This window comes from Planctomycetota bacterium, from assembly GCA_039819165.1.
Taxonomy (GTDB): domain Bacteria; phylum Planctomycetota; class Phycisphaerae; order Phycisphaerales; family UBA1924; genus JAHCJI01.
In genome coordinates this window covers 889,821-903,740 of the sequence record JBCBSM010000001.1, presented here as the reverse complement: position 1 = coordinate 903,740, position 13,920 = coordinate 889,821, and the positions used below count along the sequence as shown (strand labels likewise).

At 72.2% G+C, this 13,920-nt stretch carries 13 protein-coding genes; 9 read left to right on the top strand and 4 right to left on the bottom strand.

Going from position 1 to position 13,920, the window contains the following annotated elements; all coding sequences use genetic code 11:
* Position 1 precedes the first annotated feature (1 nt).
* Positions 2–427 (top strand): PilZ domain-containing protein, encoded by a 426-nt coding sequence (locus tag AAFX79_04015; protein MEO1007705.1) that lies wholly within the window; start codon positions 2–4, stop codon positions 425–427.
* Between the two features lie 49 nt (positions 428–476).
* The gene (gene obgE / locus AAFX79_04010; protein MEO1007704.1) at positions 477–1,523 is read left to right on the top strand and encodes a GTPase ObgE; all 1,047 of its coding nucleotides are present in this window, start codon (positions 477–479) and stop codon (positions 1,521–1,523) included.
* On the opposite strand, the gene AAFX79_04005 is transcribed toward obgE, so the two are convergent.
* Positions 1,487–2,146 carry an SAM-dependent methyltransferase gene (locus AAFX79_04005; protein MEO1007703.1) on the bottom strand — a complete coding sequence of 220 codons (660 nt, stop codon included), beginning with the start codon at positions 2,144–2,146 and terminating at the stop codon, positions 1,487–1,489. The two genes, obgE and AAFX79_04005, sit on opposite strands and share 37 nt — an antisense overlap.
* Positions 2,143–3,027: a UDP-2,3-diacylglucosamine diphosphatase LpxI gene (lpxI, locus tag AAFX79_04000; GenBank protein ID MEO1007702.1), complete on the bottom strand. Its 885-nt coding sequence runs from the start codon at positions 3,025–3,027 to the stop codon at positions 2,143–2,145. The genes AAFX79_04005 and lpxI overlap by 4 nt, the downstream gene beginning before the upstream one ends.
* A 134-nt stretch (positions 3,028–3,161) precedes the next feature.
* On the opposite strand from lpxI, the gene AAFX79_03995 reads away from it, so the two are divergent.
* The 5 genes from AAFX79_03995 to AAFX79_03975 are packed head-to-tail and all read left to right on the top strand — an operon-like array spanning position 3,162 to position 9,102.
* Entirely contained in the window at positions 3,162–3,386 is a 225-nt protein-coding gene (locus tag AAFX79_03995; GenBank protein ID MEO1007701.1) for a hypothetical protein, read from the top strand.
* Between the two features lie 30 nt (positions 3,387–3,416).
* Positions 3,417–3,977 carry a hypothetical protein gene (locus tag AAFX79_03990; protein MEO1007700.1) on the top strand — a complete coding sequence of 187 codons (561 nt, stop codon included), beginning with the start codon at positions 3,417–3,419 and terminating at the stop codon, positions 3,975–3,977.
* Positions 3,974–4,912, top strand: coding sequence for a hypothetical protein (locus AAFX79_03985; GenBank protein MEO1007699.1), 939 nt, complete (start codon positions 3,974–3,976; stop codon positions 4,910–4,912). Before AAFX79_03990 ends, AAFX79_03985 begins: the two co-directional genes overlap by 4 nt.
* Complete coding sequence (locus AAFX79_03980) at positions 4,909–6,600, top strand: hypothetical protein (protein MEO1007698.1); 1,692 nt, start codon at positions 4,909–4,911, stop codon at positions 6,598–6,600. The genes AAFX79_03985 and AAFX79_03980 overlap by 4 nt, the downstream gene beginning before the upstream one ends.
* 57 nt (positions 6,601–6,657) lie before the next feature.
* Positions 6,658–9,102 carry a tetratricopeptide repeat protein gene (locus tag AAFX79_03975; protein MEO1007697.1) on the top strand — a complete coding sequence of 815 codons (2,445 nt, stop codon included), beginning with the start codon at positions 6,658–6,660 and terminating at the stop codon, positions 9,100–9,102.
* Positions 9,103–9,117: 15 nt separating this feature from the next.
* Here AAFX79_03975 and AAFX79_03970 read toward each other — a convergent pair whose 3' ends face one another.
* Positions 9,118–10,752: a cysteine--tRNA ligase gene (locus AAFX79_03970; GenBank protein MEO1007696.1), complete on the bottom strand. Its 1,635-nt coding sequence runs from the start codon at positions 10,750–10,752 to the stop codon at positions 9,118–9,120.
* Between AAFX79_03970 and AAFX79_03965 the strand changes: the two genes are divergently transcribed.
* On the top strand, positions 10,751–11,689 hold the full coding sequence (locus AAFX79_03965) for an MBL fold metallo-hydrolase (protein ID MEO1007695.1): 939 nt from the start codon (positions 10,751–10,753) through the stop codon (positions 11,687–11,689). The genes AAFX79_03970 and AAFX79_03965 overlap by 2 nt on opposite strands.
* Positions 11,690–11,721: 32 nt before the next feature.
* Here the strand turns inward: AAFX79_03965 and traT are convergent, their stop codons facing one another.
* Positions 11,722–12,561: a complement resistance protein TraT gene (traT, locus tag AAFX79_03960; GenBank protein ID MEO1007694.1), complete on the bottom strand. Its 840-nt coding sequence runs from the start codon at positions 12,559–12,561 to the stop codon at positions 11,722–11,724.
* 86 nt (positions 12,562–12,647) lie between these two features.
* Here traT and AAFX79_03955 point away from each other — a divergent pair, with 86 nt between their 5' ends.
* Positions 12,648–13,910 (top strand): glycosyltransferase N-terminal domain-containing protein, encoded by a 1,263-nt coding sequence (locus AAFX79_03955; protein MEO1007693.1) that lies wholly within the window; start codon positions 12,648–12,650, stop codon positions 13,908–13,910.
* Positions 13,911–13,920: the final 10 nt, after the last annotated feature.

The following is a 13,920-nucleotide window of genomic DNA, read 5'->3' as shown; positions in this document are numbered from 1 at the left end:
GATGTCAGACCCGATCCCGTTCCGCGAGCGCCGCCGGTTCGTGCGGTACGACGTGCCGCCGATGTACAGCCCGATCGCCATCCGCACGCTGGACCGCGAGACCTTCGACTTCGATGGCCACGCGTACGACGTGAGCGAGGGCGGCATCTGCTTCGAGCTGGATCGAGCCTTCGAGCCGGCCACGCGGGTCGGGATCCGCATCGAGCTGCCCGGCCCGATGGCCTTCGGCCGGTCGCGGCGGTGCTGCCCGGGCGCGGACGTCGGGCCGGGCCGGGCAATCTTCGCGCTGGGCACCATCGTGTGGACCGGCGACGAGGACGAATTCGGGCCCTGCCGCATGGCGGCGGTGTTCAACATGTTCTGTCGCGTGGGCGACCAGGAGCGGCTGCGGCGGGCGCTGGGCCAGACCTACGCCCTGGCGGCGTAGCGCCGAGCGAATCTCCGAACGATCCGCGGCGGCTCCATACAATGGCCGCGTGTTCGCCGATCGAGCAACCATCACGGTGTACGCCGGCAAGGGCGGGGACGGCTGCGTGTCGTTCCGCCGCGCCCGGGGGCTGCCCAAGGGCGGCCCGGACGGCGGCGACGGCGGGGATGGCGGCAGCGTCGTGCTCGTGGCCGACGAGAACACCGGCACGCTGATCGACTACCGCGGCAAGCACGACTGGCGGGCCAAGAACGGCCTGCCGGGCACGGGCAGCCAGCGGCACGGCGCGGGTGCCGACGACATCGAGCTGCTGCTGCCGCCGGGGACGCTCATCTATGACGCTGATTCGGGGGAGTTGCTGTTCGACCTGCAGCCCGGCGACCGCGAGGTCGTCGTGCGGGGCGGCCGCGGCGGACTGGGCAACGAGCGATTCAAGACCGCCACCAACCAAACGCCCCGCCACGCGACCTCGGGCGAGCCCGGGCAGACGCGGCGGCTCGACCTGGAGCTGAAGCTGATCGCCGAGGTCGGCCTCGTAGGCCTGCCCAACGCCGGCAAGAGCACGCTGCTGCGAGCGCTCACGCGGGCCACGCCCAAGGTCGGCAGCTATCCGTTCACGACGCTATCGCCCCAGCTAGGCATCGCCGAGCTCGACATGACCCGGCGGCTGGTCTTTGCCGACATCCCGGGGCTCATCGAGGGCGCCGCGCAGGGGGCGGGCCTCGGTCACGAATTCCTGCGGCACGTCGAGCGCACGCGGGTGCTCGTGCACCTGATCGACCTGCTGCCTCCCGACGAGTCGAACCCGGCGGAGAACTACCGCCGGATCCGCGGCGAACTGGGCGAGTACGCCCCGGCGCTGCTCGAGAAGCCCGAACTGATCGCGCTCAACAAGGCCGACCTGCTTGGCGAGGAAGCCGACCTTGAGGCCCGGCTTGGCGAATTCCGTGCGGCCCTCGGCGAGGCGGGCGACGATGGCGTGTTCGTAATCAGCGGGGCTTCGGGGCGGGGGCTGGACGAATTGCTCGCCGCGACATGGACCGCGGTGCATCCGGCGGATCAGGAGTCGGGCTGGGCGTCGGCGGCGCCGGGCTGAGCCCGCGGATCGTCGCCGAAGAGCGCAAGCCACTCCGCGTTGCCGCCGCCCTTGCCGGCCGACGATCCCCTTCGGCGTGATCCGGCGATGGGTGAGCGTGCCAGCCCGAGCATCTCGAACCCGAGGCCGCCCACCTCATCGAGGGTCCGCTGTGTGATCTGGTGCGCGTCGTCGTCGCCGAGCACGTGTTCGGCCTTGGCCTCGTAATGGGGCTTGATGAGGCTGACGATGCGGCCGCCGGGCGCGAGCCATCGCCGGGCGGCGGGCAACGCCAGTCGCTGGGGGGTCCAGCCGAGATCCACGACAACGAGGCCGGCCGCGGTGGTGGCCTCGGCGTGCAGGGCGTTGGTGCGTTCGAGGACGGTGACATGCTCGTCGCGGCGGACGAGGTAGTCGAGGACGCCACGGGCGGTATCGAGTGCGGTGACGTGCGCGGCCCCGAAGGCGAGCAGGCACTGGGTGAAGCCGCCGACGCTGGCTCCTAGGTCGACGCAGGTCATTCCGGCGGGATCGATCTCGAACTCGTGCAGCGCGTGCTGCAGCTTGTGGAAGCCCCGGGAGACGATCCGCGGGACGCCTATGGCCCGGGGGTCGGTCTCGGGCCGGGCCGGTGGGGGGATCACGCGGCGCCGACGGGGACGCCGATGATCGCCACGCCGCGGCGGTCGGCCTCGGCGATCACCTCGTCCTTGTCGATCATGATGACGTCGCCCGCGGCCAGTGCGAGGCAGCCCGCGCCGGCCTCGTGCATCCGCTCGATGGTGGTCACCCCGATGGTGGGCACGTCGCTGCGGCGGTCGTGGCCGCAGCGGGCACCCTTGCACAGCGTCCAGCCCTTGGCCCTGCAGAGGCGGCCGGCCCGCTCGATCATGTGGTCGGTGCCCTCGACGGCCTCGACGGCGATGATGTCCCGCTCGCGGACGGCGACGGCCTGGCCGATGTCCAGCCGCAGCAGATCCACGAGCTGCGGCCAGACGAACTCGACGTCGGCCTGTTGCGCGGGCGTGGGCTGCCGCGTGGTCATCACGCCGGCATCGGCCAGCTCCCGGGGGATGGAGGTCGTGGAGTCGAGGAGTTGGACGCCGCTGCGCTCCAGCTCCTCGGCGATCGCGCTGAGGACGGCGTGGGACCGGCGGTCGTGGCGGAGCTTGCGGTGCCACGCGATGAGCGTCCGCGTATCGGGCACGTGCTTGAGCATCCGCAGGGGGTCGTGCATCAGGCGGGCCTTGTCGACCTTGCCGACCATGATCGCGTGCCGCACGTCGCGTTTGGCGAGCGCCCGGCCCCATCCACCGACGCGGAAGAGGCCAACCTCGTGGAAGCTCTCGCAGAGCTTCGGCAGGTCGGGCTCGTACATGTGGGCGAGGCCGATGCCGTGCACGCGGTGGCCGATCTCGCGGAGGCCCTCGGCGACGATGATCGGCAGGCGACCCGCCCCGGCGATGAGCCCGATGGCCGTCGGCGGGGCGGGCGGATCGGGCAGGATGACCAGCGGTCGGGGCAAGGCAGACTCCGGTATCGGCAACAGCCATTATTCGGCGGTAGTCCGGGCCGGCGAGCCCCGTGCGAGCAGATCCCTATCACGCGGACTTTCGCCCGGGCTGCACGCCGCGGCGGCCGCGGACCGATGGACCTGGGATGACCGAGCGAGCAGGGGATGGCGGCGGGTCGGTTGGGACTCGGGGAGAGGTCCGGCCGTGGATCGGCGTTCGGTTCCTGTGCGCCTCGTCCTACGTCCGGGCGTACCGGGACGCCGACGGCCGGTCGTACCGCGTCCGATGCCCGCGGTGCGGCATGCAGGCGACCTTCCCCGTGGCCGAGCACGGCACGCCGCATCGGCTGTTCGAGGCGAGCTGCCGCTAGGGCGGCGCGAGCGCGGGCGTAAACTGCACGATGGCGGCGGGCACGCGATTCTCGGTTGGACGGCCCTCGGGCACGTGCGCGGCGACGGGCGCGTCTCTGGCGCCGGGCGCGCGGGTGGCCTCGGCCATCGTGGCCGACGACGCGGACGCCTGGCGGCGGCTCGATGTCGCCGAGGCGGCCTGGGTGTCGGGCTGGCGGCCCGACGGATCGGTCGTGGCGACGTGGCGGGGGACGATGCCCGAAGCGTCGGACGATGCGCCCGCCCGCATCATCGACGACGAGGAACTCGTCGCGCTGTTCGACCAGATCGGCGACGCCGAGGAGCGGTCGGCGATCGAGCTGCGGTACGTGGTCGCGCTGATGCTGATCCGCCGGCGGCGGCTGCGGGTCGAGGGCCACGCGCCGGAGGGCCTGCGGGTGCGGCGGCTGACGCCTACGGGGGGCTTCGCGGACGACGGCTCGACGCGGATCGCGGATCCCGGTTTCGACGACGACCAGCTCGAAGCCGCTATCGAGCGGGTGACTGCGGTGCTGCTCGGAGGCGATGCTGCGGAGCCTGATGGCGAGGCGACGGAGGACGGGCCCGCGTGAGCATCGAGACCCTCGCGAAGCTGGCGACGATGACCATCGCCGCATTACTCGCGGCCGGCTGCGCGTCGGCCCCCGAGCCCCCTCCCCAGCCCGAGCCGGTCGCGGCGGTCGAGAGGCCGCTGCCGGACTACGACGCCGTAGCCGCTCGCATCAACGTGCGGTCCGAGCGGCTCGAGCGTTTCTTCGCGGGCGCGACGACGCGGGTGTGGTACATCGGCGAGCAGGGCGAGGAAGAGACCGAGCAGCTCGACGGGTACGTGCACATGGTGGCGCCCGACAAGATCTCGCTCACGCTCCAGAAGCTCGGCGTGGACGGCGCGGTGCTGGGCTCCAACGAGCAGCGGTACTGGTGGTTCGATCTCGCCGAAGATCCGCCCGTTGCGGCCATCGGCACGCACGAGAAGGCCGACCCCGATCGCCTGGGGGACTTCTACCTGCCGGTGCACCCGCTCGACCTGATCCTGCTGTTCGGCTTCGCGCCCATGCCCGAGCGGGATGACGAGGCCGCCGAGATGCGATGGTCGCCCGGCGGTGAGCGGCTTATCGTGGCGGCCGAAGCGCGGTGGGGTGCCTGCGAGTACTGGCTGGATCCCGAATCGCTCGAGGTGCAGCGGGTGGTGCTGCGGCGTGCGGCCGACGAGCCGCCGGTGCTGACGGCCGACCTCCCGATCTACCAGGAGTTCGACGATCGGGTGTCGGGGCTGCCGACAAAGGTGCGGGTGCCGCGGCGGATGCTGATCGACGTGCCGGCCCTCGATGCGCGGGCGCGGCTCACGATCAGTGCGCCCAGGGCCGACCGCCGGCGGCCCGACGATCGGGCGTTCCAGCTGCAGGATGCGCTCGCGCGGCACGGCATCAAGGCGTTCCGTGACGTGGACCGTGAGCTGGAGCAGCGGTCGCGGTCGAGGCCCGAACGCGGGGAGCGTGCGCCGTGATGCGGGCGTGCGTCGTCGCCCACGTGGCGTTGGTCGTGGCATTGCTCTACGCGTCGGCTGCGGCGGCGCAGGTGGCCGCGGGGGCGTGGGTCGATGCCGGGGCCGACGACGGCCCGGAGCATGCGTGGGTGGTGGCCCGGTCGCCCGCCGCGGACGGCTGGGCGTTGTGGCACCTGCCGCCGCGGGTCGGGCGGGGGGCGGCCCCGGACGGCTCGGCACGGCCCGTGCTGCCGCTGGCGCAGCCGCCGGTGGCGATGGCCGCCGCCGGCCCGCGGGTCTGGATGATCTTCCCGCGGGGCAACACGGGCTACTCGAGCCTGACGGTCGCGGCGCTGCCCGGCGCGATCGAGGGCACGTGGCACACCGCTTCGAGCCGCCCCGACGCCGGGCCCTTCCTCGAGACGCGATCGCTGCTGCTGGCGGCGGCGGCGCGGGACGACGGCCCGATGGTGCTGCTCGAGCGGACCACGGGCGAACTGGAGTTCGCATGGGTCGACGACGGGCGGTGGGTGTTCGCCGACGGGCCGCGGCCGCCGCCGGATGTGCCCGATGCGGGCATCGCGGTTGGCGTAGTGGCCGGCGACCGCGCGGGCGTCGTGCTGCCGGGCCCCGATGCGTTGTGGTCGTGGGAGGCGGTGCTCCCCGAGGTCGAGCGTCCGCGCCGCGAGTTCACGCTGGCCGACCCCGACGCCCGCGTTCTGGGTGGTGATTCCGGGGCGTCGACGCCGGCCGAGCCCGAACGGGTCGCTCTTGATTGGGCGTCGTCGGCCGTCGGATACGGCGAACTGGCCGGCAAGCTGCCGCTGGGGCGGGGCGAGGTCGTCGCCGGGCCGGCCTCGGTAGGAGACCGGTGGGTCGCAGTGGTCGATCATCCGGGCGGGCGGCACGCGGTGGAGGCCTCGCCGCAGGAGGCCCGCCTGCTGTCGCCGGTGCCCGCGGGCGGCGTGGCGCTGCTGGGCGTCGCACGGCGGGGCGTGGTCGTCCTCGAATCGGAGGAGGCCGACGCGTCGCGGGGGCGAGCGGCGACGCGGCTGGAGATCCGCGAGTTCTCGCTCGACACGGGCCGGGTGCTCTACGTTGGGCCGGCGGTCTTCGATGGGCCGATCTCGCCGAGCGACCTACGCCTGATGTTCGTGCTGCTGATCGCGATCTCCGCGGCGGCGCTCCTGTTCATCGTGCGTACGTCGGCCGAGGCGGCGCCGCTGCAATTGCCGGCCGGATGCACGCTCGTGCCGCCCTTCCCGCGGATCATGTCGGCGTCGATCGACCTGGCGCTGGCCTACGTCGTTGGCGGGTGGCTGGCGGCCTCGCTGCCCGAGGGCTGGCTGGCGATCCGCGTGGGCGTCGACGCCATCGACTTTGCGCCCGTGCTCATGACCTTGTTCGTTGGCTGGGGGGCGGGTTCGGCGCTCGAGGCGGCGTTCGGCCGCTCGCCCGGCAAGCTGCTCTTCGGCATGGCGGTCGTGCGTGGGGGTACGCCCGATCGGCCCGTCGACGGTCCGCGGGCTCCGGGGTTGCTGCCGTCGATGGCCCGCAACGCGGTGAAGTGGCTGCTGCCGCCGGTGGCGCTCGCGGGGGTTCTCGGACGCGCCTTCAGGCACCGCGGCGACACGCTGACGGGCACCGCCGTGGTCCAGCTTCCCGAACCGGCAAACGACGCCGACGAATCGGCCGACGAAGAGTCCTAGCGGGGCCGCCGGGATCGCCTGGCGCGGGGATTGCGGTCCGCCCCGCCGGAGGCGTGCGTGTCGGCGGAGCAAGGCACACCACAGCCCGAGAGCGCATCGGCGTCCGACCAGGGCGCAGCGGCTGCGCCGTGGCGCGAGATCTGGCAGATTCCTGCGCTGGGCGGGGCCATGGTCGTGCTGGCGCTGGGCCTGTCGACGATGCTCCTGCATCGGCCGACGCCCAATTACGACTCCTTGCTCGACGGCGTCGAGCGACGCATCGATGCCCGGCGATTCGTCGAGGCCCTGGACGTGCTCAACGGGCGGCTCGCGCCGATGGTCGGCCGGGACTCGTTCGAGCCCGTTCACCTGCAGCGGTTCCATACGCTGCGGGCCCGGGCGTTGGCCCTCGGGCAGGCGGAATTCGGCGGCCGCGAAGAAGAGAACGACCGCAACATCGTGGCGCAGTATCGGGCGGCGGAGCGGAACGGCGGCCGGCTGTCGCCGGGTGACGCGTTCTACCTCGCCGACGCGTACCTCGCGCTCGACATGATCGACCTGGCGCTGGCCCGGGCGGACGCGATGCCGGTGGATGAGAAGCTCCGCCGCCATGAGCTATACCGGCGGGCCGTCTCGCGGGCGGGCCTCCGCAGCGAGGGCGGCCGCGAGCGGGTGCTCGAGCTGATCGCGCGATTCGTTTCGGATCCCACGCTCAACGTCGACGACCGCGCGTGGGCCGAACTGCAGCGGGTGCGGCTGCTGGCGGCCACGGGGGATCACGGCGGCGTCGTCGATCGGCTGCTGCGGACCTATCCACGATGGGCGGCCGCCTCGCCGGCCAAGCGCGCGGCCCTATCCCTGCAACTGGGCGCCTCGCACCTCGAGCTCGAGGACCTCGACGCCGCCCGCACGGCGCTGGAGACCGCCGATTCGCTGGCGGCCAAGCAGACCCCCGAGCGGGCCCGCGCGCTGGTGCTGCTGGGCCGGCTGGATGAACTCGACGGCCGCGTCGATCAGGCGCGGGAGCGCTACCAGGCGGTGCTGCGGGACATGGCGTGGGCGTCGGCCGCGCAGGGGGCGCGGCTCGGCCTGGCCGAGGTCCGGGCATCCGAGGGCGAGCACGATCTGGCGCTGCAGCTCTTCGAGCGGGCCATCGACGAGCTGGATCGCACCGACCCCGAGGAGAGCGGCGTCTCGCGGGCCGTGCTCGAGGACGCGCTGCTGGCGCAGTACCGCGTGCAGGCCCAGTTCGACCAGCCCAAGACGGCGCTGCGGTACGTACAGCTGGCCGAGCGGCTCCGCGGCGACGAGCGGTCGCCCGAGCTGGTCCGGGCGTTGGCGGATGCGCACCTCGCGGTCGCCGATGGCGAGATGGGCGGTGGTGCGGACGCACCGAGCCTGCGGGAGTCGGCCTCGCTCGATGTGCCGACGCGGGACACGGTCCGGCGGCACCTGCGGTCCGCGGGCGGCTACTACGCGCTGCACGCCGACCTGGTGACGCTCGATGAGCAGCGCTTCGAGCGGTCGACGTGGCTGTCGGCGTTGTGCTTCGATCGCGCGGGCGACCTGGACCTGGCCCAGCGCAAGCTCACGACCTTCGTCACGGCCATCAGCGAGAGCCCGCTCCGCGCCGAAGCGCGGTTCCGGCTCGGACGCATCCACCAGGCCAGGCGGAACTACCAAAAGGCGGGCGAGGTGTACCGCGGTCTGATCGACGATTCGTCGAACACCGCGACGGGCAAGGACGTCGGGCCCTTCGCGATCCGCTCGTACGTGCCGCTGGCGCAGTGCCTGCTGGCCGACGCCGCCCAGGACAACGACGACGAGGCGATGCGGCTGCTCGATCGCGTGCTGTCGGGCGCACTCGTGGAGCCCGAGAGCCTGGAGTACCGCACGGCGTTGCTGGAGATGGGGCGGGCCCATTATCGCCGCGGCGAGCAGGTGGCCGCCATCGAGAAGCTCTCCGAGTCGCTCGTTCGTTACGGCGGCGAGCGGATGGAGCACCGCGTGCGATTCCTGCTCGCCGACGCCTACCGGCGCGAGGCCGACCGCATCCGCGGGACGCTCACCGAGGCGATGCCCGGCAGCGAGCGGCGGCAGCTGCAGCAGGTCCGCCGCGACCGGCTGCTGACGGCCATGGAGCACTACACGGCCGCGCGGGACGGGCTGGAGACCCTCCGCGGCCCGACGGCGGTCGAGGCCGAGTACCTCCGCAACGCGTACTTCTATCTGGGGGCCTGCCCGTTCGATCTGGGCGACTACGAGACCGCCGTGCGGAACTACGCCGCGGCGCACGCTCGCTACGCACGGGATCCGTCGGCGCTGGTGCCGCTCATCCAGATCGTCAACGCGAGGCTCGCCCAGGGCGAGTACGCCCTCGCCCAGGCGGCCAACGAGAGGGCGCAGCGGCTATACGCGTCCTTCCCCGCCGAGGTGTGGGACGACGCGGACCTGCCGATGTCGCGCGGCGATTGGCAGCGGTGGTTCGAGGCGTCCGAGCGGCTGGCGAGCGTCGGGCCGTAGGCGCCGCGGTACGGCCTAGGCGCGGCTGACCTCGACCTTCCCACCGGCGACGTCCTTGATCGCGTAGCCCATGGCGGCCAGCTCGTCGCGGATGGCGTCCGACGCGGCGTAGTCCTTGCGTGCGCGGGCGAACTTGCGGTCCTCGAGCTTCTGGAGGACCGCGGGGTCCGGCTCGACACCCGGCGCGAAGAGGCCGATGGAGGTCGACTCGGACTGCGGCTTCTCGAGGGCGAGCACGCCGAGCGACGCATCGAGCTCTTGCAGCGCAGACGCATCGTGACTGGTGGGCTCGTCTATGGCACCCAGCATGGTGTTTACGGCGGCGATGGCGGACGCGATGTTCAGGTCGTCGTGCATGGCCTCGGCGAAGGCGAGCCTTGCGCCTGTTGCGGCTGGGTGCTCGGGACCGTTCGCCCGAGCGTCCGCGAAGCGCCGCCATCGCTCGATCATCCGCTGGCTGTCCTTGAGCAGCTGCTCGGTGAAGTCGGCGTTGGAGCGGTAGTGCGTGCGGATGAGCGCCAAGCGCAGCGCCGCGGGCTCGATGCCCCTGCTGAACAGGTCGCGGGCGGTGTAGAAGTTGCCCTTGCTCTTGCTCATCTTCTGGCCTTCGACCAGCAGGAAGCGGGGGTGGAACCAGTGGCGGGCGAAGGAGGCGCCGGAGGGGTCGGCGTTGAAGGCGCAGCAGCTCTGGGCGATCTCGCACTCGTGGTGGGGGAAGATGTTGTCCTCGCCGCCCGAGTGCAGGTCGATGATGGGCTCGGCGTCCGGAATCGTCGAGCTGCCGCTGGCGGTAGCGAGCGTGGCGAAGGCCATGGCCGAGCACTCGACGTGCCAGCCCGGGTAGCCCCGGCCCCAGGGCGAATCCCACTGCATGATGTGGCCGGCGTCCTCCTTCCAGAGCAGGAAGTCGGCGGCGTGCTTCTTGGCGGCCTGGTTGCCCTCGTCGATGCGGCCGCCTGCGCCGCTGCGGAGGGCCTCCAGCGTGTTCCCGCTGAGCCGGCCGTAGCCCTCGAAGGCGGGTACGTGGAAGTAGACCGCGCGGCCGCCGGGTTCGCCGACGACGTAGGCGCGGTCGTTGTCTATCAGCCGCTGGATGACGCGGACCATGTCCATGGGCCGGCCGGGGTTGGCCACGTAGTCGGTGGCAACGGGCATGAGCTCGGGGTTGGCTTCGGCCTCGGTGGCGACCTTCAGCCCGAGCCGGCGGGCGTCCTCAAGGAATCGGTCGCGATAGAAGCCGGCGATGGCGTAGGGATCGCGGGGGTCAACGTTCGTGCCCTCGGGCAGCGTGCCGGCCTTCTTGGCCTCCAGCAGCCGCTGGCCGGCGAGCTGCATCTTGTCCTCGCCGCCGCCGTCGGCCTGGTCGTCCTCGGTCATGTGGCCGACGTCGGTGATGTTCATGACGTGGCGAACGGTGCGGGGGCCATCACGCCCTGGATCGTGCTCGTTGCCGTCGGCGTCCTGGATGACGCACAGCGGGCTCTCGAGCCAGCGTCGCAGCAGGTCGGCGATCAGGAAGCTGCGAAAGTTGCCGATGTGGGCGTCGTCGTAGACGGTGGGGCCGCAGCTGTAGAAGGTCACTCGTGCCGGATCGGTGGCCCGGAACGGCTCGATGCGCCGCGTGAGCGTGTTGTGCAGCCTCAGCGCCATGGCCGATGGTACCGCCCGTGGGCGGATCGGCGTAGGCTGGCTGGTGCGGCGGATGTCCTTCGAGTTCCTGGGCACGGGCGTGTCGTCGGGCGTGCCCGTCATCGGCTGCACCTGCCTGACGTGCACGTCGGAGGATCCCCGCGATCGGCGGCTGCGGTGCTCGGCGGCGCTGCGGTTCGAGGACGACCGCGGCGATGAACGGACGCTCCTGTTCGACGCGGGGCCAGACCTCAGGCAGCAAGCGTTGCGGGCGGAGCTCGACCGCCTCGATGCGCTGCTGTTCACGCACAACCACGTGGACCACACGTGGGGGCTCGACGAGATCCGACGGTTCAACCAGCTGATGCACGGGCCGGTGGACATCTACGCCAGCGACCAGACGATGGCCTTCCTGCGGCGGGTGTACGCGCACGTCTTCGAAGCCCACAAGAACGTGCAGCCCAGCTTCGTGGCGTCGGTCATCCCGCACCGGATCGAGGCGTGCGTGCCCCTCGAGCTGTTCGGGCTGCGGATCACGCCCATCCCGCTGCTGCACGGCAAGCTGCCCGTGCTGGGCTTCCGCGTGGATGCGGCGTCGGGCACGGTGGCCTCGCGGAAGGGCGCGGGGGACCTGCTGCCGCTGGCCTACTGCACCGACGTGTCGGCCGTCCCGCCCGACGCGTGGCCGCTGCTGAGGGGCCTTAAGACCCTCGTGCTGGGCGCACTGCGGCACCGCAAGCACCCCACGCACTTCTCGATCGACGAGGCGGTGTCGGCGGCACAGCGGATCGAGGCCGAGCGGACGTGGTTCATCCACATGAACCACGAGGTGCGGCACGAGCCGACCGAGCGGCAGCTGCCGGGCACCATCCGGCTGGCCTGGGACGGCCTAGTGCTGCCGCGATCGGCCGAGGACGAGCGGGACGAGGAGGCGTGGCGGGCCGGCCTGCGGGTCTAGGTCCCGCCCCTTGTGCTCTTGGGAGCGGTGCCCTATTGGGGCAACATGTTGGCGACGACCCGCTCGACCCGCTCCCTGATCTTGGGGGCGGCCTCGTTCTCGCGCATGTTCATCTGGTTGGCCCAGGCGCTCAGCCGCACGCCGTGGGGAAAGTAGTTGCTGGTGCGGGTGTTGGTGGCGTAGCTGCCCGATCGAGCACGCTCGCCGCCACCGGTGCTGCTGCGGGTGGTGGAGGTCGCCATGCCGCTGGCGGCGGTGGCCGACGAGTCGGTGTAGACGTCGAACTCGGTGGGCTCGCTCATCCGCTCCTCGAGCACCCAATCCACGATGAGGGCCCACTCGCGGGGGGTGGAGGCGTTGGCGATGCCCAAGCCGACCAGGCCGCCCGCGGCGCCACCGGCGGCAGCGCCGGCGAGGCCGCTGTCGGTCGCCTCGGCCACGCCGATGCCCGTGCCGATGCCGACCGCGGCGCCGGTCACGACGCCCAGCGCCCTGGCCTGCGCGACACCGCCCGAGCCGGGTTCGACCTCGCCGAAGAACCGCGTCTGGCCCCGCAGGCGGAAGGTCGCGGCCTCGGGATCGCTGACGACCTGCCAGCCCTCCGACTGGGCGGCGGCGACAACGATGGGCTTGATCTCCAGGTCCTGGAGGTCGCTGAGGTTGCGGTGCGAGATGTAGATCGTCCTGGCATCGGACGCCGGCGGGTCGAGCTGCGGCGGGGCGATGACCCACTCGGTGCCGCTGCGGGGCTTGGCGTACTTGTTGGCCGTGAGGTTGCCGATGCCGCGGCTGACGGTCGTGCACGCCGGCAGCGCGGCGGCGACGGCCGCGAGGGCCACAACGGAAGCGAGGGTTCGACGCGAAAACGGCATGCTCGATCTCCTGGTCTCTTGTCCGTCCCGCCGGCGGCCACGCTCAAGGCCGCTGGTCGTGGTAGAGGCTAACCCTATCGTCCGCGGTGCTCGGCATCCTGACAAATCTGATCTACGTGCTCGTGGCCGCGATCACCGCGCCCAGATGGCTCCGCAAGGCCCGCGGCGGCTGGGCCGAACGCTTCGGCCGGATCGGCCTGCCTCCGCCCGGATGGGCCGCCGACAACCGCCCGGTGGTCCTGGTGCATGCGGTCTCGGTGGGAGAAGCCGGGGCGCTGCGGGCGCTCGTGCCGCTGCTGACGCCGCACGCCCGCGTCGTGGTGTCGGCGACGACCGACACCGGGCTCGCGCGGGCGCGGGACCTGTACGGAGAGACCTGCCGCGTCGTGCGGTACCCGCTCGACGCGACATTCGCGGTGCGGCGTTTCCTCGACGCCGTCGAGCCCGACGTGGTGGCGCTCACGGAGCTGGAGCTGTGGCCCAACTTCGTGTCGGCGTGCCGACGGCGGGGCGTGCCCATCGCGATCGTCAATGGGCGGATCAGCGAGCGTTCGTTCCGCGGCTACATGAAGATCCGGCCGCTGCTGCGGCGGTCGTTCGCGGCGCTGTCGGCCGTGGGCGCCCAGGACGAGGGCTTCGCCCGCCGCTTCGTGGCCCTGGGCGTGCCCGAGGACCGCGTGCGGGTGGCCGGCTCGCTGAAGTGGGATTCGGCGCGGGACCCGGCTCCCGGAGGGCTCTCCGCCAAAGCCGAGGCGCTGGCGGCGGAGCTGGGCATCGATCGCTCCCGGCTGCTGGTCGTCGCCGGCAGCACGGCGCCGGGCGAGGAGCACCTGCTGCACCTGGCCTGCGATGGCCTGCTTCTGGTGGCCCCGCGGCGGCCCGAACGCTTCGACGAGGTGGCGGCGAGCCTGCCGCGAAGCGTCCGCCGATCGGCGAGGACGCCCGGCCAGGGCGCGAGTCGCTTCGTGCTGGATTCGCTCGGCGAACTCGGCTTCGCCTACGAGCTGGCGGACGTGGTGGTCATGGGGCGGAGCTTCGGCGACCGCGGCGGATCGCTCCAGGGTTCGGACCCGATGGAGCCGGCGGCGCTCGGCAAGCCCGTGCTGATCGGCCCGGCGCACGCCAATTTCGCCCGGGTGGTGCAGCAGCTCGAGGCATCGGGCGGGCTGCGGGTGGTAGAAGCCAATGGCGTTCGGGCGGCGGTAGGAGCGCTCCTGGCCGACGACGACGCGCGGAAGGCGATGGGGGTGGCGGCGCGGCGGTGCGTCGAGGAGCACCGGGGCGCGAGCGCAGCCAATGCCGAAATGCTGCTGTCGCTGGTGCATACGAGGTCTTCCGCTGGCCCTTGACGCGAGCCCG